General features: G+C 72.6%; 24 protein-coding genes. 17 read left to right on the top strand and 7 right to left on the bottom strand.

All coding sequences use genetic code 11. From position 1 onward, the window contains the following. Positions 1–10: 10 nt before the first annotated feature. Genes JJI54_RS09265 through JJI54_RS09250 form a run of 4 tightly spaced genes read right to left on the bottom strand, consistent with a single transcriptional unit; the run spans position 11 to position 3,400 of the window. The gene (locus tag JJI54_RS09265; protein WP_203072677.1) at positions 11–538 is read right to left on the bottom strand and encodes a hypothetical protein; all 528 of its coding nucleotides are present in this window, start codon (positions 536–538) and stop codon (positions 11–13) included. Then, a complete protein-coding gene (locus JJI54_RS09260; protein ID WP_203072676.1) occupies positions 535–1,785 on the bottom strand; it encodes a CaiB/BaiF CoA transferase family protein in 1,251 nt (416 codons plus the stop codon). The genes JJI54_RS09265 and JJI54_RS09260 overlap by 4 nt, the downstream gene beginning before the upstream one ends. After that, complete coding sequence (locus tag JJI54_RS09255; RefSeq protein ID WP_203072675.1) at positions 1,782–2,531, bottom strand: CoA-transferase; 750 nt, start codon at positions 2,529–2,531, stop codon at positions 1,782–1,784. The genes JJI54_RS09260 and JJI54_RS09255 overlap by 4 nt, the downstream gene beginning before the upstream one ends. Then, entirely contained in the window at positions 2,528–3,400 is an 873-nt protein-coding gene (locus tag JJI54_RS09250) for a CoA transferase subunit A (protein ID WP_203072674.1), read from the bottom strand. The genes JJI54_RS09255 and JJI54_RS09250 overlap by 4 nt, the downstream gene beginning before the upstream one ends. A gap of 143 nt (positions 3,401–3,543) precedes the next feature. Here JJI54_RS09250 and JJI54_RS09245 point away from each other — a divergent pair, with 143 nt between their 5' ends. From JJI54_RS09245 to JJI54_RS09190, 12 genes are all read left to right on the top strand, one after another. Next, complete coding sequence (locus JJI54_RS09245) at positions 3,544–3,768, top strand: hypothetical protein (protein WP_203072673.1); 225 nt, start codon at positions 3,544–3,546, stop codon at positions 3,766–3,768. After that, positions 3,765–3,935: a hypothetical protein gene (locus JJI54_RS09240; protein WP_203072672.1), complete on the top strand. Its 171-nt coding sequence runs from the start codon at positions 3,765–3,767 to the stop codon at positions 3,933–3,935. Before JJI54_RS09245 ends, JJI54_RS09240 begins: the two co-directional genes overlap by 4 nt. Beyond that, positions 3,932–4,543 (top strand): hypothetical protein, encoded by a 612-nt coding sequence (locus JJI54_RS09235; RefSeq protein ID WP_203072671.1) that lies wholly within the window; start codon positions 3,932–3,934, stop codon positions 4,541–4,543. The genes JJI54_RS09240 and JJI54_RS09235 overlap by 4 nt, the downstream gene beginning before the upstream one ends. After that, the gene (locus JJI54_RS09230; RefSeq protein ID WP_203072670.1) at positions 4,540–5,118 is read left to right on the top strand and encodes a GNAT family N-acetyltransferase; all 579 of its coding nucleotides are present in this window, start codon (positions 4,540–4,542) and stop codon (positions 5,116–5,118) included. The genes JJI54_RS09235 and JJI54_RS09230 overlap by 4 nt, the downstream gene beginning before the upstream one ends. Before the next feature lie 31 nt (positions 5,119–5,149). After that, positions 5,150–6,022: an alpha/beta fold hydrolase gene (locus JJI54_RS09225; RefSeq protein WP_203072669.1), complete on the top strand. Its 873-nt coding sequence runs from the start codon at positions 5,150–5,152 to the stop codon at positions 6,020–6,022. Next, a complete protein-coding gene (locus JJI54_RS09220) occupies positions 6,019–8,394 on the top strand; it encodes a polyamine aminopropyltransferase (RefSeq protein ID WP_203072668.1) in 2,376 nt (791 codons plus the stop codon). Before JJI54_RS09225 ends, JJI54_RS09220 begins: the two co-directional genes overlap by 4 nt. Next, positions 8,391–9,332: a protein-L-isoaspartate O-methyltransferase family protein gene (locus JJI54_RS09215; RefSeq protein ID WP_203072667.1), complete on the top strand. Its 942-nt coding sequence runs from the start codon at positions 8,391–8,393 to the stop codon at positions 9,330–9,332. The genes JJI54_RS09220 and JJI54_RS09215 overlap by 4 nt, the downstream gene beginning before the upstream one ends. A gap of 414 nt (positions 9,333–9,746) precedes the next feature. After that, a complete protein-coding gene (locus tag JJI54_RS09210; protein ID WP_203072666.1) occupies positions 9,747–10,244 on the top strand; it encodes a Csu type fimbrial protein in 498 nt (165 codons plus the stop codon). A 4-nt stretch (positions 10,245–10,248) separates the two neighbouring features. Next, on the top strand, positions 10,249–10,986 hold the full coding sequence (locus JJI54_RS09205) for a fimbrial biogenesis chaperone (protein WP_203072665.1): 738 nt from the start codon (positions 10,249–10,251) through the stop codon (positions 10,984–10,986). Beyond that, complete coding sequence (locus JJI54_RS09200; RefSeq protein ID WP_203072664.1) at positions 10,979–13,993, top strand: fimbria/pilus outer membrane usher protein; 3,015 nt, start codon at positions 10,979–10,981, stop codon at positions 13,991–13,993. Before JJI54_RS09205 ends, JJI54_RS09200 begins: the two co-directional genes overlap by 8 nt. Next, positions 13,990–14,448, top strand: coding sequence for a hypothetical protein (locus JJI54_RS09195; protein ID WP_203072663.1), 459 nt, complete (start codon positions 13,990–13,992; stop codon positions 14,446–14,448). The genes JJI54_RS09200 and JJI54_RS09195 overlap by 4 nt, the downstream gene beginning before the upstream one ends. Positions 14,449–14,668: 220 nt before the next feature. Beyond that, positions 14,669–15,511: a sulfotransferase family 2 domain-containing protein gene (locus JJI54_RS09190; protein ID WP_203072662.1), complete on the top strand. Its 843-nt coding sequence runs from the start codon at positions 14,669–14,671 to the stop codon at positions 15,509–15,511. A 77-nt stretch (positions 15,512–15,588) separates the two neighbouring features. Here the strand turns inward: JJI54_RS09190 and JJI54_RS09185 are convergent, their stop codons facing one another. The 3 genes from JJI54_RS09185 to JJI54_RS09175 all read right to left on the bottom strand — a co-directional run bounded on the left by JJI54_RS09185 (position 15,589) and on the right by JJI54_RS09175 (position 19,051). After that, a complete protein-coding gene (locus JJI54_RS09185) occupies positions 15,589–16,500 on the bottom strand; it encodes a hypothetical protein (protein ID WP_203072661.1) in 912 nt (303 codons plus the stop codon). Positions 16,501–16,639: 139 nt separating this feature from the next. Further along, on the bottom strand, positions 16,640–18,442 hold the full coding sequence (locus JJI54_RS09180; protein ID WP_203072660.1) for a sensor histidine kinase: 1,803 nt from the start codon (positions 18,440–18,442) through the stop codon (positions 16,640–16,642). Positions 18,443–18,622: 180 nt separating this feature from the next. Further along, on the bottom strand, positions 18,623–19,051 hold the full coding sequence (locus JJI54_RS09175; RefSeq protein WP_226381638.1) for a helix-turn-helix domain-containing protein: 429 nt from the start codon (positions 19,049–19,051) through the stop codon (positions 18,623–18,625). Here JJI54_RS09175 and JJI54_RS09170 point away from each other — a divergent pair. Genes JJI54_RS09170 through JJI54_RS09150 form a run of 5 tightly spaced genes read left to right on the top strand, consistent with a single transcriptional unit; the run spans position 19,050 to position 23,775 of the window. Continuing rightward, on the top strand, positions 19,050–19,295 hold the full coding sequence (locus tag JJI54_RS09170) for a hypothetical protein (RefSeq protein ID WP_203072658.1): 246 nt from the start codon (positions 19,050–19,052) through the stop codon (positions 19,293–19,295). The two genes, JJI54_RS09175 and JJI54_RS09170, sit on opposite strands and share 2 nt — an antisense overlap. 11 nt (positions 19,296–19,306) lie before the next feature. After that, complete coding sequence (locus JJI54_RS09165; RefSeq protein ID WP_318987482.1) at positions 19,307–20,689, top strand: ATP-binding response regulator; 1,383 nt, start codon at positions 19,307–19,309, stop codon at positions 20,687–20,689. After that, the gene (locus JJI54_RS09160) at positions 20,682–22,826 is read left to right on the top strand and encodes an ATP-binding protein (protein ID WP_203072656.1); all 2,145 of its coding nucleotides are present in this window, start codon (positions 20,682–20,684) and stop codon (positions 22,824–22,826) included. Before JJI54_RS09165 ends, JJI54_RS09160 begins: the two co-directional genes overlap by 8 nt. Then, positions 22,823–23,536 carry a response regulator transcription factor gene (locus tag JJI54_RS09155; RefSeq protein ID WP_203072655.1) on the top strand — a complete coding sequence of 238 codons (714 nt, stop codon included), beginning with the start codon at positions 22,823–22,825 and terminating at the stop codon, positions 23,534–23,536. Before JJI54_RS09160 ends, JJI54_RS09155 begins: the two co-directional genes overlap by 4 nt. Further along, the gene (locus JJI54_RS09150; protein WP_203072654.1) at positions 23,533–23,775 is read left to right on the top strand and encodes a hypothetical protein; all 243 of its coding nucleotides are present in this window, start codon (positions 23,533–23,535) and stop codon (positions 23,773–23,775) included. Before JJI54_RS09155 ends, JJI54_RS09150 begins: the two co-directional genes overlap by 4 nt. Positions 23,776–23,797 lie beyond the last annotated feature (22 nt).

Genomic DNA, 23,797 nt, shown 5'->3' with positions numbered 1-23,797 from the left:
CCCCCTTCCCTCAGAAGCCGAACTTCTCCAGCGCCGCCGCGTGGCGGGCGATGGCGGCGGCGGTCTGTTCGCGGATGGTCGCGACATCCGCTTCCGGCATCGCGACCAGCTGGTAGAGGCGGCGCTCCGTCGGCGTGCCGCGATGCACGCCAGGGGTGACGTAGAAGGGTGCTTCCTCCGTCACTTCCGCGATCTCCTTGGCGGAGAGCGAGGCATCGGCGGGGGCGCGCTTCACATACCATTGCCGCAGCAGCGCCGGCTGGCCATCCAGCAGCGCCAGCGCGCCCTGGTTGCCATGGTCGATGCGCCAGCGGTTATGGGTGACCTCCTCGAGGGAGATGTTCATCTCCATGCCCCCGACCTTGGCGCCCCACTGGGAAAAACCGTCGCGCCGGCCCGGCCCCATGGGCTTGAGCCGCGGCCGCTGGCGGGCCGGGATGGACTTGTCCTCGAACGCCTTGCCCCAGAGCGCGAGCAGGCGGTCGATTTCCGCCGGATTCTCGATCGCGCGGAGGCTGCGCGGTGGTTCCTTGCTCATGTACGCCGCGTGCCCACCACGATTCCCTTCGCTTTCAACTCGTTCACCTCATCCGCCGTGAAGCCGTGGCGGGCCAGGATGTCGTCGCCATGTTCGTTGAACCGCGGCGGGGCGGCACGGGTGCCGCCGGGCGTGCGGCTCATCTTGATGGGCGTGCCGAGGCCTCTATAGGCGCCAAGCTCCGTCACCATCTCGCGATGTGCGGTATGGGCCGCATTCATCGCCTCGTCCACATGCAGCACGGGCCCGGCGGGCACGCCGGCCTTGAGGAGGCGGTCGCAGAGCGCGTGGCCATCCTCCGCCGCCAGCCGCGCCTCGATGATCTCGGTCAGCTGGTCGCGATTGGCCAGGCGGTCGCCATTGGTGCGGAACCGCGCATCGTCCGGCAGCGACTTCAGCGAAAGGAAGTCGCAGAACTTGCGGAAGGCGGGGTCGTTGCCGACGGCCAGGAAGACCTCGCAGGTCGCGGTGCGGTACTTGGAGTAGGGGCTGATGTTGGGGTGCGGGTTGCCCGTGGCCTTGGGGCGGCGGTCGTTGAGGAAGTAGTTGGCGGCCTGCGGGTGCAGCAGCGCCATGCCGCAATCGTGCAGGCTCATGTCCAGGAACTGGCCCTGGCCGCTGCGGTTGCGTTCCTGCAGCGCCATCAGGATGCCGATCGCGGAATAGAGGCCGGTGGCGAGGTCGACGATCGGCGTGCCCATCCGCAGGGGCCCCGTCTCCGCATTGCCGTTGATGGACATGAGCCCGACCATGGCCTGGATGACCGCGTCATAGCCCGGCAGGGCGCCCAGCGGGCCATCCGGGCCGAAGCCCGAGACGCGGCAATGCACCAGCGTCGGAAAACGCTTGGACAGGACATCGGCATAGCCCATGCCCCACTTCTCCATGGCGCCGGGCTTGTAGTTCTCGATCAGCACATCGGCGCCTTCCAGCAGGCGCATCAGCACGGCGCGGCCTTCCGGCTTGCCGAGGTCGAGGGCGAGGGACCGCTTGTTGCGGTTCACGCCGATGAAGTAGCTGGCCGATCCCTCCACGAAGGGGGGGCCCCAGTCGCGCACCTCGTCGCCCTGGGGCGGCTCGATCTTCACCACCTCCGCCCCGTGGTCGGAGAGGATCATGGTGCAGTAGGGGCCGCCGAGGACGCGCGTCAGGTCGATGACCTTCAGCCCGGCCAGGGCACCGGCGGATTTCGCCAGGCCCTTGCCGCCAGCATGGGGGCCTTCGGGGGTGGGGACGGCATCCGTCATGCGGCGGCTTTCCTTGCAAAAACGCGGGCACAGAAGTCGGGGTAGGTTTCCAGCATCTCGTCGCAGACGGGGCCGCGGAGAAGCGAGAGTTCATCGGGCGTCGGATCCGGCGTGGCCGGAACCGCGGCGGGCACGTCGAAGTCGAAGCCCGTCGCGGCGCGGATGCTCTCCACCGTCTCGCCGGGATGCAGGCTGGCGAGGGTGAAGCGCGCGCTGGCGGCATCGAAGGTGAAGACGCATTTCCCCGTCACCAGCGCCTGGGCGGTGCCGCGGCGGAAGACGCCGGGCGCCGAGACGCCGGGGGCGGAGATGTTGTCCACGCGCGGCACCAGCACGCGGGGCGAATGCTCCTCCCGGAACAGGATCGTCCGCGGCGTCATGAAATACATGAAGGCGGAGCCGAAGCTGCCGGGGAAGCGGACGCCTGTGCCGGGCCATTCGCCGGTGCCGACCAGGTTGAGGTTGGCCTGGCCGTCGATCTGCCCGCCGCCGAGGAAGAACAGGTCGATCCGCCCCTGCCCCGTCAGGTCGAAGAGTTCGCGCGATCCCTCCGTGAAGGGGTTTCCGCTGCGCTTGTGCAGCAGGGAGAGGCGCACGGGATGCCCCGATTTCCGCACCAGCCAGCAGGCGGCGGCGGGGATGGGAGAGGCCGCGCCGACCGCGATGTGGCGGGCGGGGGGCGCGGCGGGGTCGAGGATCAGGCGCGCGAGTGCCGCGGCCAGGCGTTCCTCCGGCTGGATGCTCATTCCGCGGCCCTCGCGACGGCCGTGTTGAAGACGTAGCGGTCGAGGTACTCCCGGAAGCCCGCCTCCGTCTTCGCGAGGCGGGCGTATTCCGCGACATGGGCGGCATCGAAGCCGTATTCGTCGAGCAGCGCGACCGGCCAGGCGCCGCGCTCCGCCACCGCCACGGCCTCGATATAGGTGCCGCTGATGCAGCCCGGCGCCAGGCGCTCATCCTCCAGCATGTCGCCGGGGACCATCCGCTCCACCGTCGCCAGCACGCGCTTCGAGGCGTGGGAGAGCGTGGCCAATTCGCGCCGCCGGCCGGTCCAGACATTGCCCGCCTCATCCGCCATCACGCCATGGATCAGCGCGATGTCGGGCTGGCGGGCGGGCAGCAGGACGATCGGATCGCCGCCTCCGGCGGAGGGCGGATCGCCGCCTCCGGCGGAGGGCGGATCGCCGCCCCCCGCGAAGGGATTGTCGATCACCATCCAGTCCGGGCGATGGGCCAGGATGTCGGACCCGATCAGGCCGCGCAGCGGCATGAAGGGCACGCCCTTCTCGGCGGCCTGGAGCATGGTGTGGATGGCCGGGCAGGTGGCGTCCCGCACGGTGATGGCGCCGGCCTTCAGCGCCTGGGTGAAGCGCGGCGCGAAGCCGGCCTCGCCCAGGCTGACCGCGCTGGTCTCGATCTCCGCCACGCAGCCCGCGCCGACCAGCAGGTCGGTCGCGAAGCCGGAGACGGGAACGCCGAGCAGGCGGAGGTTGCGGGCGCCGCGGCGGATCAGCGCCCGGGCGAGCGCCACGGAAGGCAGCGAATTGTCCGGCGGCAGGGCGATCAGCGCCCCATCGGGCACGCTGGCGGCCAGGCGATCAACGGTGGGGGTCATGGGGCGGCTCCTTCCCGGCGCGGAACCTAGTCCCCCCGGCGCGGCGCGCCAACCTGCCCCCCTCCGGCCTGGCCGAAGACCCCCTGTTCAAGCCGGCGCGCGGCATGCCTAGGATGGATCCGGACAGGCAAGGATCGCCCCCCATGGCCGCGCCAGGCGCCCCGGACCCCTTGGAGGAGATCGCGGCGCTCCGTGCCGAGATCGCCGAACTCCGCGCCCGCGTCGCGGCGCTGGAGGGGCTGCTGGGCGGCGCGGCCGCGGCGCCGGCGGCCGGGGCTTGGGAGGAGGCGGCGCCGGAAGCCGTGGCCAGCATCGAGCCGGAGGAACCCTGGGGCCTGAAGCCGCCCGCGGGGAGCGCGGAGCCATGAGCCGCCCGGCCTTGCCCTGGCGGATCGCGATCGGCCTGGTCGCCCTGGCGCTGCCCCTCTCGGCCTGCCGCGGCGGCCCGGCACCGGCGGCGGCGCCGCCCAGCCTCAGCATCGAGGCGCCCTCCCCCTGGATCATCGATCCCCCTGGCCGCGGAATCCCCCGATGAGCACCACCACCGCGCCACCCGCCCCCGCGCCCTGGCCCGACGCCGATATCGGGCTGCTGACCGCGATCTACGAACTGCAATGCACCTCGCGCATGAACGCGATCTACTATGGCGGGCGGCTGCGGAGCCTGCAGAAGGAGGCCTTCCTGCTGGAGGTGACGACGGCGGTGACGGCCAGCGGATCCGGCATCGGCGCGCTGGCGCTGTGGAACCAGGGGGCGGGGCAGGTGGTGTGGCAGGGCCTGGCGCTGGTCGCGGCGCTGGCGGCGGTGGTGAAGCCGCTGCGCGCGCCGGGCAAGCGGATCGAGATCTTCACCCGGCAGCAGCAGGGCTACCACGCGAATTTCTTCGCGCTGAAGAAGCTGGCCTTCGCCATCCGCCAGGCCGGCAGCATCACCGACGACCACCGCAAGCGCTACGACACCTTCTACGACCGCCATGTCCAGCTGAACGGGGAGGATGAGACGAGCCCGGACGAGGATCTGCGGCGGGAGGCGCAGGAAGCCGTGCGCAAGGAACTGCCGGGCAGCGGCTTCTGGTGGCCGCCCGCCGGCGGCGGCGCGCCCCTGCCCGCGCTGACCGATGGGCGGAAGCCCGGCCCGGCATGACCGCCCCCGTCACGCTGCACGGCCCGCGCGTCCTGCTCCGCCCCTGGCGGCTGCCGGAGGACCTCGACCCCCTCTTCGCCATCAATGGCGATCCGGAGGCGATGCGCTTCTTCGCCAATGTCCATGACCGCGCGGAAAGCGATGCCTGGGGCCACCGCATCGCCAGCCTGTTCGGGGATCGCGGCTACGGCTTCTGGGTGGTGGAGCTGAAGAACGAAGGCATGGTCGGCGTGGTCGGCCTGCAACCCGTGGCCTTCGACGCGCCCTTCAACGACCCCGCCAGGCCCGAGACCGAGATCGGCTGGCGCATCGCGACGCGCTTCCAGCGCCGCGGCCTGGCGGAGGAGGCGGCGCGCGTGGCGCTGGCCTATGGCTTCGGCCCCGCGGGGCTGGATCGCATCGTCGCCTTCACGCCGCCGGCCAATGTGCCGTCCTGGTCGCTGATGGAGAAGCTCGGCATGAAGCGGGAAGGCAGCTTCGACCATCCGCGCCTGGCGGAGGGCCATCCGCTGCGCCACCACCTCCTCTATGCCGCGACGCGGCGGGACTGGATCGACAGCCGCATCGGGGGGTAAGGCTTCGGCGACAGGGTCGGGGGAATCGCGCATGGGCTTCGCCGGGGGATTCACGCGGCGCGGCCTGCTGGCGGCGCCAGCCCTGCTCGCCGCCACGGCGCGGGCGCAGCCGCAGGCGACCAGCCGCTATTTCGTCGCCTCCGACCAGACGCGGATGCATTTCCTGGAAGCGGGCGCGGGGCCGACCGTGGTCTTCGTGCCGGGCTGGTGCATGCCGGCCTGGATCTTCACGCCGCAGATCGAACAGCTGGCGCAGCGCTACCGCGTGGTGGTGCTGGACCCCCGCGGGCAGGGGCAGTCCCAGGTCGCGCCCTCGGGCTACGAGCCCACGCGGCGCGGGCGGGACATCGCGGAGCTGCTGCCGCATCTCGGCCCCGGGCGCATCGTGCTGGCGGGCTGGTCGCTCGGCGTGCTGGATGCGCTGTCCTGGCTGGACCAGGCGGGCGATGCACGGCTGGCGGGGCTGGTGCTGATCGACAATTCGGTGGGGGAGGGCGATCCACCGCCCGCCGGCAATGGCCGCTTCGTGCAGAACCTGCGCGCGAACCGGGATGCGACGGTACGGGGCTTCGTCGCCAGCATGTTCCGCACGCCGCGCGATCCCGCCTGGCTCGACAGGCTGGCGCGGGATGCGCAGCGCATGCGGGTGGAGGACAGCATCCGCCTCCTCTCCTACGCCCGCCCGCGGGAGTTCTGGCGCAACACGCTGTATTCCACGCGCCGGCCCGTGCTCTACGCCGTCACGCCGCGCTTCCGCGGCCAGGCGCAGCTCGTGGCGCAGAAGCATGCCGCGGCCAGCATCGACATCTACGAGGATGCGGGCCACGCGCTGTTCGTGGATGCCGCCGCGCGCTTCAACACGCGCATGGAAAGCTTCATGGCGCGCGAGGCCGCCTTCGCATGATGCGCGCGCTGCTGCCGCTCTTCCTCCTCTCCGCCGCGGCGGTCGGGGTGGAGATCGCGCTGACGCGCTTCTTCGCCGTCGCGAGTTTTTCGGAGTATGGCTACTGGGTGATCTCCATCGCCATGACGGGCTTCGCCGTCTCCGGCGTGGTGATGGTGCTGGGGCGCGAAGCCTTCCTGCGGCGCGCGGCGACGCTGCTGCCGGCACTCCCGCTCGCGATGCTGGTGGCGGGCGCGGCGGGATGGATCGCGGCCTGCGCGAACCCGTTCAATCCGCTGGAGCTGCAGAACCCCGCGACCGCCTGGCCGCAGCTCGAGAACATCCTCGGCTACTATGCGGCGCTGTTCCCCTTCTTCTTCCTGGCGGGGCTCGCCGTCTCGCTGAACTTCGTGGCGCGGGCGGACCGGATCGGCCTGGTCTATGGCTATGACCTGCTCGGCGCCGGCGCGGGGGCCGTGGCGGCGCTGCTGCTGATGCTGGCGCTCCACCCCTTCCTGCTGGTGCCGGCGCTGCTGCCGCTGCTGGCGCTGGCCACGGCGCTGGCGGGGGGTATCCGCTGGCGGGTGGCGTCGGCGGTGGTGCTGGTGGCGGCGGAAGCGGCCGTCCTCGCCTTCGCCGCGCCCGCCGTCAGCCAGTACAAGCCGATCTACGCGCCGCTGAACGTGCAGGGCGGCCAGGTGCTGGGCGAATGGACCAGCCCGCGCGGCCTCTACCAGCTGCTCGACAATTTTACCGAACGCCTCGACACCGACGTCACCAACAATGCGGGCTCCATGGGCCTGCCCGCGCCGCCGCGTGCCTATGGCCTGTACCGCGACGGCAGCCGGATCGCGGCGCTGCCCATGCAGGTGCCGCCCGAGGCGGGCCATGCGCCCGGCGCGCTGGATGCCGCGCCCTATGCGCTGCTCGACGCGCCGCGTGTGCTGCTGCTGGGTGCCGCCGGCGGCTTCCGGCCTGCGGAGGCGCTGGCGCTGGGTGCCGCCCATGTCACGGTGATCGAGCCCGAGCCCATGCTGCGCGATGCGCTGCGCCACGGGCTCGGCCCCGTGCCGCCGATGCGGGCCGATCCGCGCGTCACGCTGTCCGATGCGCATCCGCTGCGCGCCACGGGGCGCTTCGACCTGGTCGATGTCAGCGGCGATTTCCTCGGCGCCGACGACCAGAACCGCCACGCCTATACGCGGGAGGCGATGGCGGCGCGCTTCGCGCAGCTGGAGGCGGGCGGTCTGCTCTCCATCCCCGTCTCCATCCGCGAATTGCCGGCCTATGCGGTGCGCGTGATCGCGACCGCGCGGGACGCGCTGCTGCTGGCCGGCGTTGCCGATCCCGCCGCGCATCTCGCCGTCATCCGCTCCGCCTGGAACCTCCGCGTGCTGGTGGCCCGCGAAGCGCTGGACGAGGCGCGCGTGGCGAAGCTGGTCGCATTCGCGGAGGCGCGGAGCTTCGACCTCTCCTGGGCGCCCGGCCTGCCGCCGGGGCGCGAGGTCTGGAACGAGCTGTCGCCAGTTTCCCTCGACAGCGGTGGCACGGACTCACAGACCGAGGATGCGGTGGCGGAGGAGGCGGCGGCGCTGCTGGCCGGCACGGCGCGGCAGGATGCCTTCGACCGGTCGCCGCTCACGGCCGATCGCCCCTGGCTGAGCCCGCTGGTGCGCCTGCCCGCCGTGGGCGCGGCGATCGAGCGGATGGAGGTGCTGCCCCAGCCCGAGATCGGGCTGCTGGTCAACGTCGCCGTGCTGGCGCAGGCAGCGGTGCTGGCCCTGCTGGTGGCGGGGCTGCCGCTGCTGGCCCGCGGTGCATTGAGGGTGCGCCCGGCCATGATGGGGCGCGCGCTGGTCTTCTTCCCCGCCCTCGGCCTCGGCTTCCTGATGGTGGAGATCGCGCTGATCGAACAGGCGGCGCTGCTGCTGGGGGACCGCACGGCCGGCTTCGCGCTGGTGCTGACGGCGATGCTGGTCTTTTCCGGTGTTGGCGCCATGCTCGCCGGCAGCGTCGCGCAGCCCGGGCGCGCGCTGCGCCTGGCGGCGCTGGTGGCGCTGGCGCTGGGGGTCGCGGCCGCCTTCGCGCTGCCTTCCGCCGTCTCGGCCGCGCTGGACTGGCCCTTCGCGCTGCGCGCCGGCCTGCTGGTGGCGCTGCTGGCGCCGCTCTCGCTGGCGATGGGCATGCCCTTCCCGCTCGGCCTCGACCGCTTCCGGCAGGAGGGGCCAGCGCTGCTGCCCTGGGCCTGGGCGCTGAACGGGGCCTTTTCCGTGGTCGCCACGCCACTCGCCAGCCTGATTGCTCACGGAATCGGCATCGCGCCATTGTTGCTGGCGGGTGCGGCTTGTTACCTTGCCGTGGCCCTCGCCTGGCCACGGAGCGCCGCCGCATGACCGCCTTCAAGATCGACCGCCGCGCGCTGCTGGCGGCCAGCCTCGGGGGCCTTGCCCTGCCCGCCGTGGCGCGGGCGCAGGCGCCCGCCTGGACGCGGGAGGCGATGAACGCCGCGCTTCGCGCCTCCGGCCGCAATGGCGAGGTCTCCGCCGCCACCTTCCAGGCCATCCAGCAGCGCAAGGCGCGCGCGCTGGCCAGCATCGAGAACTACCTGAAGGCCCGCTTCCAGGGAGAGGCCGACCCGGCGGTGCTGCGCGCCTTCGCGGAGGTGCCGCGCGAGTATTTCCACTACAACTACGATGGCGGCCGGCCTTCCTTCGGCGATGCCTATGAGAGCGAGGCCAAGCCCTGGTCGATCGGCTTCGGCTCCGCGCTGTCGGACTATCTCGGCCAGGCCTACATGACGCAGGTCTGCGCGCCGAAGCCCGAGCATGTGGTGCTGGAGATCGGCACGGGGTCCGGCTTCCAGTCCGCGCTGCTATCGCGGATCGTGGCCAAGCAGTATTCGATCGAGATCATCGAGCCGCTGGGCCGCGGCGTCTCCAGGATCTTCGAGCCGCTGGGCTACACCAATGTCGAGACGCGGGTCGGCGACGGCTTCTTCGGCTGGCCGGAGGTGGAGGGCGGCTTCGACACCATCATCGTGACCTGCGCCGCGCAATATGTGCCGCCCGCGATCATCCAGCAGCTGAGGCCGGGCGGGCGGCTCGTGATCCCCATCGGCCAGCCCTTCCGGCGCGGCCAGTTCCTCTACATCTACACGAAGGAGGAGGATGGGCGCGTGCGCAGCCGCAAGGATGTGGGCGTGTATTTCATCCCCATGACCGGCGCGATGATGAACCGCCCGCCGCCGCCGGGCACCCCCGTGGCCCCCGCCGGCGAGCCCGTCGCCCCCTCCCCCGGCCACGCCCCCATCCCCCGCCGCCCGGCGGGCTGACGACGGTCCAGGCCCGTCTCGGGCCCAAATCTTCCCCTTGGGGCGGATGGGGTCCGGGGAAGGCAGCGCCTTCCCCGCCGCGCCCCCACCCATCCATGCCCCGCCGCCCCGCGCGGGCCGGCCTTCGCGATTGCCCCCGCGCCCATCGTCGCGCGGCCCGCCCGGCAGCCCGCGGGGCCGCCTCGGGCACGCCCTTCCCCGCCATCCGCGTCCCCCCCTCCGCCGCCGCGACCGTTCCGGCCGCGGACGCATCCGGCGCGCCCCGACAGAACTGAGCGCTACTCGACATCACTCAGGGGGCTTCCATCGACGTCGTTCTCTATTGGTCGCAGGCGGCCCGCGTGGCCCAGCAACAGGACCCGTCCAGGGTCTTCACCAGGCAACGCTCCAGCGAACAGGGATCCATCGACGACCATGACCCGGCTTACGTCTCTTGCCTTCGCCGCAGCCTCGATCGCCTTCGCGCCCGTCCTCGCGGCCCAGGCGCAGGTGGTCGATACGACGACCTTCCAGGTGCGCGCGACGGTGGTGCCGGTCTGCACCGTGCAGGCCACCAACGTCGACTTCGGCGTCTATCGCGCCAACCAGGCGGCGCCGACGGACGCGACCGGCTCCATCACCGTGCGCTGCACGCTCAACACGCCCTTCAAGCTGTCGCTCAACGGCGGCACGGTGACGGGCTCCACCATCCTGAACCGCCTGCTGTCCAGCGGCGCGAACACCGTGGCCTACCAGCTCTACGTCGATGCGGGCCGCACCCAGATCTGGGGCGACGGGGCGCAGGGCGTGTCCCATTCCGGCGTCGGCACCGGCACCTCCACCACCGTGACCATGCATGCGCGCATGCCGCCGCTGCAGTTCCAGCCGGCGGGCATCTACACCGACACGATCACCGTGACGCTGGAATACTGACGACATGATGCCCACGCGCCGGGCCGCGACGGTGACGATCGCTTCGCTGCTCGCAGGCTCCTGGCGCGGGGCCCGGGCGCAGGCGGTGCCGGCGCTCCAGATGTCGGTCTCGCCCACCATGCTGGAACTCTCCGGCGCGCAGCGGGCGGCGATCGTCGATGTCGCGGCGGTCGGCCCCGACGCCATCCGCATCCAGCTTCGCATCCGGCGCTGGCGCATGAATGGCGGCCTGCCCGTGCTGGAGGACACCGACGAGATCGCGGTCAGCCCGCCACAGGCGGTGGTGACGGCGGGGCGGTCGCAGACCGTGCGCGTGGTGGCGGACATGGTGGAGCCGGATGCGGTGGAGCGCGCCTACCGCCTGCTGGTCACGCAGCTGCCCGGCGGCCGCGCCAGCGGCACCGGCGTGATGGTGGCGATGGAGGCGAGCCTGCCGGTCTTCTTCGCCGGCCGGGGCACCGCCCCGCCGCGGCTGCAGGCCGCCGCGCGCCAGGTGCCCGGCGCGGTGGAGCTGACGCTGCGCAACGATGGGGACAGCCACACGCGCCTCACGGATCTCGTCCTGCGCGCCGGCGCCGCGCCGGTGGCGGAGGTGCGCGGCCTGGCGGGCTATGTGCTGGCGCGGTCCGAACTCAAGCTGCGCTTCCCCACCCGCGCGCCGGTCGCCGGTGCCGCCACGCTCGACGTGACGGGATCGAAGGGCGTGTCGCTGCGCGCGCTGCCGCTGCGGATCGATGCCTAGCATCCGCACGGCGCTGGGGGTCACGGGGCTGGCCGCCGCGGGCCTGGCCGTCGCGGGCGGCGCATCGGCATCGGTCGCCGCCACGGCCCCGACGCAGGTCTCGGTGCGCATCCAGGGCCGCGCCGATCCCGCCGTGCCCGGCATCCTGCTGCGCGGCGATGCCTATGTCGCCGCGGCCGATCTCCGCGCGCTCGGCCTCACGCACCTCCTGCCCGCGCCGGAGACGGAGAGCCGCGCCCTGGTGCCCCTGTCGCGCCTGCACGGCATCGGCTGGTCGAGCGCGAGGGACGGCACCGTCACCATCATCCTGCCCGCGCGCGAGAACGGCGACGGTGCGCGCCGCCTGCGGCTGATGGCCGCCGATGCGGCGCTGGGCGAGGTGCGGGCCATCCTGCATGACGGCGTGACCTACCTGTACGCGGCCGACCTGCAGCGCTTCGGCGTGACGCCGAGCGACACGCGGCGGCGCCTCGTCGCCCTGCATGAATTGCCGCGGCCGCTGCGGGTGGAGCCGGTGGAGGCCCGCCCCCAGCCGCCGCTGGCCGCGGCCCTGCCGCCGGCTGCGGCCGCGCCGGCAGCCCTGCCCGCACCGCCCGCGCCGGCCAGCGCGCCGCCGCCACCCGCGGCGCGCGTCGCGGAGCCGCGCGGACGCCGCATGCCGGCCGGCGGCCGGGAGGGCCCGCGCACGACGGAGGTCGCCGCCACCGCCGCCCTGCCCATCTCCGGCCTCGGCGGCGATGCGCGCGAAGCCGCGGCGGCGGCGCCCGGCATGGCGGAGCAGGGGCTCGCGCTGCTGGTCACGGTGAATGGCGCGCCGCCGCGCTTCATCGTCCGCGCCATCCGCCGCGACGGCACGCTGCTGATCCGCCGCCCGGACCTCGTGCCGCTCCGGCTGCGGACGCCGGCGGAAGCCGGCACGCTGGTCGCCCTCTCGGACATCCCCGGCCTCACCTGGCGCATCCGGGATGCCGAGCAGGTGCTGGAACTGGATGTGCCGCTCGGCCAGCTGGTGCCGGAGGTGCTGGAGGTGGATGGCCGCCAGCGGCGCCCCGTGCAGCCCGCCACGACGGGCGCCGTGCTGACCTATGACGTGGAGGGCCAGCGCCGCATCGGCGGCATGGGCGACGGCCATGTCGGCGCCTACGGCTTCTTCGGCGCCAACGCCTTCAGCCCCTACGGCACGCTGACCGCGACGGCCCTGGCGCGGGGCGGGGACCGGATGGTGATGCCCGATCCCGGCTTCGTGCGGCTCGACACCGCCGTGCAGGTGGATGACCCGGAACGCGCCTGGGCCTACCGGCTGGGCGACGTGGTGACGGGGGGCGGGGAGAACCGGCGCCGCATCCGCCTGGGCGGCGCGCAATGGGCCAGCGACTACCTGATGCGGCCCGACATCGTCACCTATCCGCGGCCCTTCCTGTCCGGCACCGCGGCCCTGCCCTCGACGGTGGATTTCCTCATCAACGGCGTGCGCACCTTCTCCGCCCCGGTCGGGGCCGGCCCCTTCGAGCTGCGGGAGATCCCCGCCCTGATCGGCCCGAATGCGATGAGCGTCACGCTGCGCGACGCGCAGGGCATGGTCAGCAGCCGCATCGTCGAGATCAATGCGACCCGCCGCCTGCTGGCGCCGGGGCTGACGGAGCATTCGGTGGAAGCGGGCGCGATCCGCCGCCGCTACGGCTTCGCCTCCAACGACTATGGCCGCCCCGTCGGCAGCGGGATGCTGCGCTATGGCCTGACGGACCGCGTCACGCTCAGCAGCCGGACCGAGATCGCCGACGACCTCGTGCTGGCGGGGCTCGGCGCCACGGTCGGGCTGGGGCCCGCCGGCTCCCTCTCCTTCGAGCCCACCTTCTCCTCCCGCCGCGGCCAGGGCATCGGCACGGAGCTGTCGGGGCGGTGGGAATTCTCGCGGGAGAGGTATTCGGCCAGCATCGGCGGCAGCACGGCGCTTGGCGGCTACTCCGACCTGGCGGGGCTTGCCGGCGATCCGACGCGGCGGCGGAGCCTGAATGCCAGCCTGGGCGTCGCCGTCGGCGACCGTTCCTTCGCCGGCGTCACCATGCTCGACCAGAAGCTGGATGGCCTGCCCGGGCAGCGCATCGCCCTGGCCAGCTACACCGCGAATATCGGCGATGCCGGCGCCGTGCTCGGCGTGAACGCCTTCACCAGCCTCGGCGGCCGGGACCAGCAGGGCGTGGTCGCCTACCTCTCCATGCCGCTCGGCCCGCTGCGCGGCTCGGTCGGCGGCGGCAGCGAGCGTGGCGCCGCGACCGGCCGCGCCTCCATCGAACGCCAGGTGCCCTTCGAGGGCGGCCTCGGATGGCGGCTCGCGACCCAGGAGGGCAGCGTGCCGATCCGCCAGGGCGAGGTGCGGCTGGCGACCGACCAGGCGGAATACGAAATCGGCGCCGCGATGGTCGGGCAGGAAGGCGTCGCGCGGGCGCGCACCTCCGGTTCAGTCGTGATGCTGGATGGCGTGCACCTGCAACGCGCCACGCCCGGATCCATGGCGCTGGTCGAAACCGGCCTGCCCGGCCTGCGCGTGACGCGGGAGAACCGGCCCGCGGGCACGACGGATGCGGCGGGGCGGCTGCTGCTGACCGGCCTGCAGCCCTATGCGGAGAACCGCATCGCGATCGATCCGCTCAGCCTGCCCATGAACGCGACGGCCAGCACCACCGCCGCCGATGTGGTGCCGCCGCGCGGCGCGGCGGTGCGCACCCGCTTCGACATCGCGGCCAGCAACGCGGCCCTGATCCGCCTGCGCCGGCCGGATGGCGCGCCGGTGGCCCAGGATTCCGTCGTGGCCGCGCCGGACGGGCAGGCCATCGGCCAGGTGGGCCTGGATGGGGAGCTGTTCCTGACCCAGACCGAGCGCGCGATGCGGCTGGTGGTCGCCGATGCGGCGGGGCCCTGCCAGGCGGAGGTCACGATCCCGGCGAATGCCACGCGCATCCCGGTGGTCGCGGGCCTCTGCGCGCCGCTGTCCCGGGCGGCGCCATGAAGGCGGCGGGCCTGGCCTGCGCGGCCCTGCTGGCCTGCGCCTTCGCGCGGCCGGCCGCCGCGGAGGTCTGCAACAAGCCGGGGAACATGCCGCGGATCTCCGCCTCCGGCCTGGAGTTCGGCCGCGTGCCGGGCCTGTCCGGCGCGCCCGTGCGGTCCGCCATGACGGTGCATGTCGCCTGCCCGCGCGCCGGCGATACGCTGCCGCCCTTCCGCGTGATGCTGCTATCCGCCGGCGGCACCGCGATGCTGGCCGGGCCCGGTGGCGCGGCGCTGCCGCTGGCGCTGCGGGGCCTGGCCGGCGACGACACGATGGGCGGCGCGACGCTGTTCCGCCAGGCGGCGGCCAGCCACGGCAGGGCCGCCTTCACGATCGACGGCGCGCTGTTCCGCGACGCCAGGATCGCGGCGGGCCTCTATGCGGGCACGGTGACGTTGCAGCTGCGCCTCGACTGACCATGCGCCGCCATCCCGATCGAGGTCCCGTGCATGCCCCCCCGCGCGCGTCCCGCCGCGCCGGGCGATGGGCCCGGCCGCGGTCCTCCTCTCCACCGGGCATCGCGGCGCTGCCCGTCGTCACGTGCCTGCCGCCAACCAGCAACGAGAACGGCTACCGCCGGATGACACCCAGAACGGTTCCCTTCCCCGCCCGGCAGCACCCGCCAGCGGCGGGACGATGGCGCCGCGCGCCCATCGGGCAGGCCAGCGCCAGGGGCGCCGCGCCATGCTGATGGAGGTGCTGTTCGAACGCCCCGTCACGGACTATCTGCGCGATGCCGCGATCGGCACGGATCCCTGCGTCTTCGTGCACATCCCGAAGACCGCCGGCACCTCGCTGCGCACGGAACTCGCGGCGCTGCTGGAACCCAGCGCCAGCATCGCGGTGGATGCCGCCGACGGGCGCCCGGATTTCCGCGCCCGGATGGACGATGCCGTCGAGCAGTTCCTGAAGGATGGCGGGCCGGCGGGCATCCGCTTCGTGTCCGGCCACCTGCTGGCGCGCCACGCCGCGCGGCTGCGCTCCCACTACACCGATGCGCGCTTCGTGACGCTGCTGCGCAACCCGGTGGACCGCGTCGTCTCCGACTACCGCCACCAGCGATCGCCCCGCAACCCGCTGCAGGCCGACTTCACCGCGCGCTTCCCGACGCTGAAGGACTATGTCGATTTCGCGCCGGAGCAGAACAGGATGGCCCGGCACCTGGTGCCGGACCCGCTTCTCGCCAGCGGCCGCGCCGCCGCCTGCATCGCCTACATCATGCGCGCCTACGCCTTCGTCGGCATCCAGGAGATGTACGAGGTCTCCTTCCTGACCGTGACGGCGCTGTCCGGCCGGCCGCGCCTGCCGAGCCTGCGGATCAACGTGAACGAGGATGACGAGGATGAGCGCCGCGTGACCACCGCGATGGCGCAGTACATCGGGCAGGCGAACCGCCTGGACGTCGCCATCTACGACCACTTCCATGCGCGCCTGGCCGGCGCGGCGCCCGCGCTCTCCGCGGTGCTGGCCGCGGCGTGACGCGACGCGCATCGCCGGCGCGGGGCGCGGCCCCGCCCGGCGATGGTGCCCCGCGGCCGCGGCGCCGCCGGGCCGCGTCAGCTCACGCGCAGCACGCGCTCGCCATCCTGCTTCTGCGGCGGCGCCACCGCCTGCGCGCCCGGCAGGCGCGCCACCATGGCGGCGAGGTCATCGAGCCGCCGCGTCACCTGGTCCAGCTTCTCCTGCAGCCTGGCCTCGCGCTCGCCCGCCTCCCGGCGGCGCTGCGCGACGAGCAGCAGCAGGCCGAGCTGGTCCGGCGCGCGCTTCAGCAGCCGGCGCAGCTGCTGGGACCGCACGGCCGGCCCCGAATCAGGCTGCTCGAGCCGCAGCAGGCCGCGCATCACCAGCGGCGCCGGCAGCAGGACGATGCGCCATTCCGCGGCGAGGCGGAGATGCAGGTCCCATTGCGCGGAAGCCGGCGGCAGGCACGCCCATCCGCCGACGCGGTGCAGCGCTTCGCGGCGATAGACGAAGCAGGTCGCGGGCGCATCGGGGCGGCCCAGCACCTCCTCCACCGTCAGCTCCGCCTCTCCGCCCAGGCCACGCTGCGGATCCTCCGCATCGCTGACGCGGATCGCGACCGCGGCGATGGAGTCGCCGTCCTCCGCCGCGAAGCGGCCCTGCACGGCCTGCAGGAAGCCCGGCGCCAGCACCTCGCCCGCCTCGACCACGGCCAGCGCGGCGCCGGCGCATTCATCGACGAGGGCGGGCAGCAGGTCCCAGCCGCCGCCCTCCCCGGCCCGCGCCACCGCCCGGCCCGCCAGCGCCGGCGGCAGCACCTGCGCGACCAGGCCGCGCACCTCCTCCACCTCGCCGGCTTCCGTCGCGATGGTGATGTCGTCCGGGGGCAGCTGCTGCGCCGCGATCGATTCCAGCGTCGCCCGCAGGGCGCCGATGCCACGCCCCGACACCACGACGATGGAGACGCCGGCGCCGGAGACGGAAAACGCTTCAAGGCAGCAGGACACGAAGGAACTCCCGAACCATGCAGTGTGGGCCACGTCATCATAGGAAGGCGCGAAGACGCGCACCCGGTGGCTTTTGTCGAGTTTCGACCACTTCTCTCGCCCCGCGCGCGGCGCCGGGGGCAGGGCGCGCGCGGCGGCGTCAGCCGGGCTCGGCGGCGGCTTCCGGCGCGACGCGCAGCGCGATGACGAAGACCGCACCCTCCGGCGTGTTGTGCGCGGCCAGGCGGCCCTTCATCGAGCGGACCAGGCCGTGGCTCGCCGACAGGCTCAGGCCATTGCCGCGGTCGGGGCCCTTGGTGCTGACGAAGGGCTCGAAGAGCCGGGCCAGCACCTCCGGCGCGATGCCGCGGCCGGTATCCGCGACCGAGACCTCGGCCCAGCCGGGCTCCGTCCTGGCCGCGCGGATGCGCAGGCGGCGGGGGCTGCCCGGCGGCAGCCGCTCCATCGCCTCCCGCGCATTGGTGATCAGGTGCACCAGCACCTGCGCGATGCCGATCTCGTCGCCCAGCACGATGAGCGGCGCCACATCCGCGCAATCCACCGTCACGCCCGCCTCGGTAGAGGCGTGGTTGGTCAGCCGCAGCGCCAGGTCCACGGCATCGCCGATCATCACGGCGACAGGCGTCGTCATCCTGCTGCGGGAATCGGCGAAGCGGCGCAGCTGCTCGACGATATGCGCCGCGCTCGCCGCTTCCTCGACGATCAGGGCGAGGCGCCGGACCGCGGCCTCGGCATCCGCGTGGCGGAGGGCGAGGATGGCGATCTCGGCGGCGAGCGATATGGCCTGCAGGGGCTGCTTGACCTGGGGCGCGAGCCCCGCCCCCATCTCGCCCAGGGAGGCGAGGCGCGCGCTGGCCACCGCGCGCGCTTCCGCCACCGTCTCCGCCGTGATGTCGATGGTGTGGCCGACAACCTCGAAGCCGCCATCGGGCAGGTCCCGCAGCAGGCGGGAGGAGGTGCGCAGCACGCGGTTGCCGCCATGGGGCTGCGGCAGGTGCCAGATCAGGGATGCGGCGCCAAGCCGCTTCACCGCGGCCATATGCTCGCGGAAGGGGAAGACACCCTCATGCGGGACATGCACCGGCAGCAGGTCCGCCTGAATGTCCGCGACCGGCAGCCCCGTCACGCCGCCGATGTCTCCACCGCGATAGAGCGTCCGCATCCGCCCTGCCGCATCGACCGAGCGCAGGTAGATCACGGCGGGCAGCCCCTCATGCAGCCGGGTGATCTCCGCCCGGCCTTCCGCCAGCGCCGCGTCGCGGCGCTTCGCGACCTGCAGCGTTTCCTGTTCGCGCGCGATGGCCAGGAACAGCAGGGGAAGCGTCGCGGTGAACACGGCGGTGAGCAGCGCCGTCGGCGCGCGCACGAAGCCCCAGACGTCCCGGCGTTCGGAGAGGTCCGGCAGCGACAGCAGGAAGATGGCGCAGAGCCAGGCGGCGACGAAGGCGAGCAGCAGGGCGAGGTCGAGGGCCGCCCGGACGCCGTCGCGGCGATACAGGGCGACAAGCTGGGCCGTGCCCCCGATCAGCAGGCCGCTCGCCAGCGGCACGAAGACCGCAAGACGGGCCACGGGATTGTAATCATCGCCGATGACGATCCGCGCCGCGTACCAGAGGAGGCTGGGCAGGACCGCCCACCACCAGGGGGCGGGCAGGCCCTGTGCCCGCCGCGCCCCCATCCAGATCAGCGTCAGCGCTGTCAGCAGCGCGGCATTCAGGTGGTAGAAGACGAACACGGGCGGGAGCTGCCCCCGCGCGGCATTGCCCAGGCAGACCAGCGTCTCGATGACCGCCGCGGCCAGCCAGATGCCCGGCACGGCCGGCCCCTCCGCCCCGCGCGGCGCCACCCGGCAGCGCGCCAGCAGGACGCAGCCGAGCATGCCGGCGAGACCGCCTGCCACCAGGATCGACGGGGAGTGAAGCTGGAATGAGACATCCGGCATCCCGCGGATCCCTGCATCTCAGGCGTTGTGACGCACGCTCCGATCCTGTTCGCATCGGCCATGGCCTGGCAGGCCTGCAACCTTGCCAGTTTGGTCGGTGTGAGTGGCGGCGAAACCCCCTTCAGGCAAGTCGGGACATCTCGTGATTGATCGGCGGGCGGGCCGCGGCGGCGGAGCGCGCTAGGCGCTGCGCGCCTTCGCCATCAGCTCCAGCAGATCCTTCGCGCGGCGGCGCCATTCGGGATCGGCGATGGCGCCGTACAGCTCCACGATCGCAACGCGCTCGGTCACATCGACATCCAGGTAGGCGCTGCTGAGCGAACCCTCGTTCATCTCCGCCTCCGGCCAGATGCTGCTGATGAGCAGCAGGGGCGAGATGCGCAGCGCCTGCGCGATGCGCACCAGCGTGGCGGCGGAGACGCGGTTCAGGCCGGTCTCGTACTTCTGCACCTGCTGGGGCGTGATGCCGATGAAGCGGCCCAGATCGGCCTGCGTCATCTGCCGCAGCTTCCGCATGTCCCGCATGCGCTTGCCGAGGCGGATGCTGGCGAGATCGGCCGTCCGCTCGGCGGTGGTCGGGTCGGCTGCGACGATGTCGCCATGCATCATGTTCACGGTCGTCTCCCTGGGCATCGCATCGTCAGGCGGGTCTTGGAATGGCGGTGGTTCCTGCGCCGGGGCGCGCGGCGCCGTCACCGGATCGGCCGCCGCGGCATCCCGCCGCAGGCCTGGCATGGCGGAGCAGGCGTTCATCGATGTCTGGACGGCACGGCTCGGGTACAGCGGGCGCATCGGGCATCTGTGCGCGATGGCGGCGGCTTTTTCCACGCGCAGTGTTGTCGATTCCCGTTGATTCTGCTCTGGATGAGTCCACGCGGGCCGGGGCGGGACAGCGTGGGCGGAATCCGCGCCTGCTTAGATTCCTTGACGTCAGCACATGAGTTTTCGATAGATGTCGAGTTGTGTGGTGCAATGTCGCGCCACCTTGCGGCTGTTCCGCGACGGTCGATATACGGCGACCTAGATTTGTTGAGTATCGAGTGCGTCATGACCGCTGCCCAGGTGCACGCTGTGCCACCGCCAAGCGCCGGATACTCGGTCCTCGTCGTGGATGACGAAGCCGCGGTGTCACGGCAACTGGTCGATGGGCTGGCGGCCTTCGGCTTTCGCGTCTCGAGCGCCCCTTCCTCGGAGGAAGCGCTCGCGGCGCTCGATGCGAACCCCATGATTGCCGTCGTGATCAGCGATATCCGCATGCCGGGACTGGATGGCCTGAACCTCGCCCGCCACATCCTGCGGGACCGGGATGACGAACGCGCCGTGGAGGTCATCGTGATGACCGGCCACGCCACCATCGACGATGCGGCAGCGGCCGTGCGCACGCGCGTCAGCGATTTCCTGCGCAAGCCCTTCCGCCTGGCGGAGGCGGCGCGGGCCGTGGGCGCGGCGCTGGAACGGGCGGGCACCCGACGGCGCAACGCGCGGGAACGGCAGTCGCGGCTGAGCCGGCTGAGGACGCTGGAAGGCGCCGCCACGCCCGGCGCCGGGACGGCATCGGCGGGCGGCGACCGCGACATCCATGCCATCTCGCACGCGCTGCGCACGCCGCTCTCGGCCATCGCGGGCGGGGCGGAACTCCTGGCCTCCCCATCGCCGGCGGCAGGCTCCGCGGCCTGCATGGCGCTGCTGATCGATGGGGTCCGCAAGGCCACGGAAGCGGTGGAGCTGGTGGAGGAGCTGCATCGCGTCGGCCAGCGCGACCTGGCGGCGCCGGAACGCGGCACCATCCTCGCCGATCTGATGCGCGGCACGGCGGAGCAGCTCCAGCCCCTCGCCGCGCGCAAGGGCATCGCGCTGGCATGGGGCACGATGCCGCCCGTGGCCGTCGATGCGTCCCCCGGCCTGCTCGGCCGCATCATCGACCATGCGATGCAGGAAGCGATGGAATGGGCACCGCCCGGCGCCCTGCTGCGCCCTGCCATCGCGCTGGCCGGGGATCCGTCCTGGGTCGTGGTGACGTTGCTGGTCGTGCCCGCGGGGGCGACGCCGGAGGAGCCGCCCGCCGGCATCGCCTTCGAGGAGACGACCAGCCCCTGGGTGCGGACCCAGGAAGGGCTGCGCTTCGTCATCGCCCGCCGCCTGCTGGAAGGGCTGGGCGGCCGCATGACGTCGTGGAACGGCGCCTCGGGGGCCATGGCGCTGCGCATGGCGATGCCGCTTCGCGCCGCGGAACCGCGCGATGCGTGAACGCATCCGGCGAACGCCGCCGCATAGCTGGCGTGTCCTGATCATCGGCGTCGTGCTTCTCGGTGCCTACGCGGCCGGATCGGCGGGCGTGGATCGGCTGGTGGCGGAAACGCAGGCGAAGAACGAGGCGCATAGCCGCCTGATCGCCGATGCGGCGGTCGAGGCCATCCGCCAGCGCATCGAAGGGTCGCTGGAGGCAGCGCTGACGCTGCAGGTCATCGCCCGGCACGCCTATGTTCACGACCATGCCGCGATGGTCAACGGCCCCACGCAGCTCGAACGCCATCTCCAGGAAGTGGCGGAGGCCAGGCGCCTCGATGTGCGGCAGGTCGGGATCATCGACGCCACCGGCCGCATCGCGTGGAGCACCAACCCGCGCTTCATCGGCGTGGACGTGTCGGAGCGCGACTATTTCCAGCGCCACCGTGACGGACACATGGCGCCCTCCATCAGCGCGCCTGTCCGTGGCGTCGTATCGGGCGAGTGGAGCGTCCAGGTGACGCAGCCACTCCTCGATCGCGGCGGGGCCTTCGCCGGCATCGGCGTGGTCTCCCTCGATTCGCTCGCCATGAGTGCGGGGCTTGGCGCGATCGACTTCGGGGCGGGCGCGGTGGCCGCCGTGATCCGCCATGACGGCACGGTGCTGGCGCGCAGCGAGGATCCCCTCAATTCCATCGGCCGCCGGATCAGCCAGCGGACGTTGAGCATCCTTGACAGCGCGCCGCAGGGCGGCGCGCTGATCCGCAGCGAGATCGATGGCCGCCGGCTGCTCTGCGCCTGGCAGACCCTGCCGAAATGGGGCGTGACCGTCGCCTTCGGGCTGGACTACGCCCCCATCGAACAGGCGGCGGCGCGGCAGCGGCAGACCCTGACCTTCGCGCTGTTCTCCCTGCTCGCCGGCGCCACGGGCGGGCTTCTGCTCGTCTTCGCCGGCCTGGATGGCAGCCGCGCGCGCTTCGAGGCCGCGGCCGACATGGCCGCGGCGAAGGAAGCCTCCGCGCTTCTCGCGGCGATGCCGGGCCGGGCCTATCGCGGAACGATCGACAGCGACGGCAATTTCAGCAGCCTGCTGACCCACACGCAGGTGGGGGAGAAGGCGTGCTGGCCGGAGGAGGCGCCGCCGGAACAGCCGGGGCGCCGCCTGCTGGCGCGCCCCGGCGCGCCAGGTCCCGCCGATGCCCGTGCCGCCTTCTTCCGCAATGTCTACGCGGCATCGGAGGCGATCCGCGAATTCCAGACGCGGTCGGAGGCGGGCGGCCATGCCTGGGTCCGCGAACACTGCCGCGTCGTCAACACCGCCTCGGCGCCGGGCAGCCTCGAGGTCGTCGGCCTGATCATCGACATCACGGAGGAGCGCACCATCAAGGCGCAAGCGATCGCGGCGGCCAAGCTGGCCACGCTGGGCGAAATGGCAACCGGCGTCGCGCATGAGCTGAACCAGCCCTGCGCCACCATCACCCTTGCCGCGGATGTCGCTTCCTTCGAACTGGCGCGCGGCACGCCGGCGGACCTCGCCTCCGCCCGGCAGCGGCTGGACGACATCGCGGTGCAGACGGCGCGGCTGCGGGAAGTGATCGACCACTTCCAGATCTTCAGCCGCATGCCGGATGGCCAGGTCGGCGCCGTGTCCCTGCCGGATGTGGTCTCGGGCGCGCTCAAGATCAGCAACGGCATGCTCAACGCCTCGGGCATCGGCGTGGCCGTGGACCTGCCCGCGACCCTCCCGATGGTGCATGCCGAGGTGGTGCCGCTGGAACAGGTCCTCGTGAACCTCTTCGTCAATGCGCGGGACGCGATGCGCTGCGTCACCGGCCGGCACAAGCGGATCGACATCGCCGCGCGCCATGACGCGGCCGCGGGCCGGGTGGTCCTGACCGTGCGCGACCATGGCGAGGGCCTGCCCGCCGGTTCCGCCGACCGGCTGTTCGAACCCTTCTTCACCACCAAGCCGGCGGGCCAGGGCACCGGCCTCGGCCTTTCCATCGCCTATGGCACCATCCGCGGCTTCGGCGGCACGATCGATATCGCGAACCATGCGGATGGCGGCGCGGTCGTCACGCTCTGCCTCAACGTGCAGGAAGGCCGCGCGGCGGGTGAGGTGATGGTGCCCGCGCAAGCCACGGCGGTGCAGGCATGACCGCGACGCTACCGCGCATCCTGGTGCTGGACGACGACCCCGCCTATGGGCGCCAGATCGCGGCCTATCTGCAGGCGCAGGGCTGCACCGTGGCCGTCACGCAGGAACCGCAGACCTTCCAGCAGCAGATGGAGCATTTCGCACCGGACCTGATCCTGCTGGACCAGCGCCTGGGCGATGTCCGCGGCACGGAGCTGCTGCTGAACCTCCGCCAGCGCAGCAGCACGCCCTGCATCATCGTCACGGGGGTCTCGGACCTCACGGACCGGATCCTCAACCTCGAGATCGGGGCGGATGACGAGGTGGAGAAGACCGCGGCGCCGCGCGAATTGCTGGCGCGCATCCGCGCCGTGCTGCGCCGGCACGTGCCTCGCGGCCGCGATCCCGCCCCGTCCAAGGCGCGCGACCGGCAGATCGATGGCTGGGTGCTGTCCGCCCTGCGCCGCGACCTGATCCGGCCCGATGGCACCGGCTGCAACCTGACCAGCTCGGAGTTCGAGACGCTGGCCCTGCTGTGGGATGCGCTGGGGCGGCCGGTCAGCCGCGCCGCCATCAGCGAAGCGGTCTTCAAGCGGCCGCACCGGCCGGGCGACAGGGCGGTGGACACCGTCGTGATGAAGCTGCGCATCAAGATCGCGCCGGGCAACATCCGGGCGGTGCGGATCGCGGGCTACGTGTTCACCGGTTTCACGGTCGAGGAGGATCAATGAAGCGACTGCCCAGCGGCGACCGCGCCGTCGCGGCCTGCGACGCGGTGCGGCGGCTCGTCCATGAAGTCGCGCAGCCGCTGGCGACCAGCGCCCTGGCGCTGGACGTCGCCCTGCTGGCCGATGCGCGACAGGATGCGCGGGAAGCGGGGCGGCGCATGCAGGATGCGGCGCAGGCCATCAGCCAGGCGCAGGCGGTGTTGCAGGCCTGGTCCGACGCCTGCCGCGACAAGCGGTCCTGACGCGCGGCCGGGGCGCCGCTTT

This window comes from Falsiroseomonas ponticola (assembly GCF_016805305.1).
Taxonomy (GTDB): Bacteria; Pseudomonadota; Alphaproteobacteria; order Acetobacterales; family Acetobacteraceae; genus Falsiroseomonas; species Falsiroseomonas ponticola.
The sequence above is the reverse complement of the archived record's forward strand: the minus strand, read 5'-3'. Positions and strand labels throughout refer to the sequence as shown.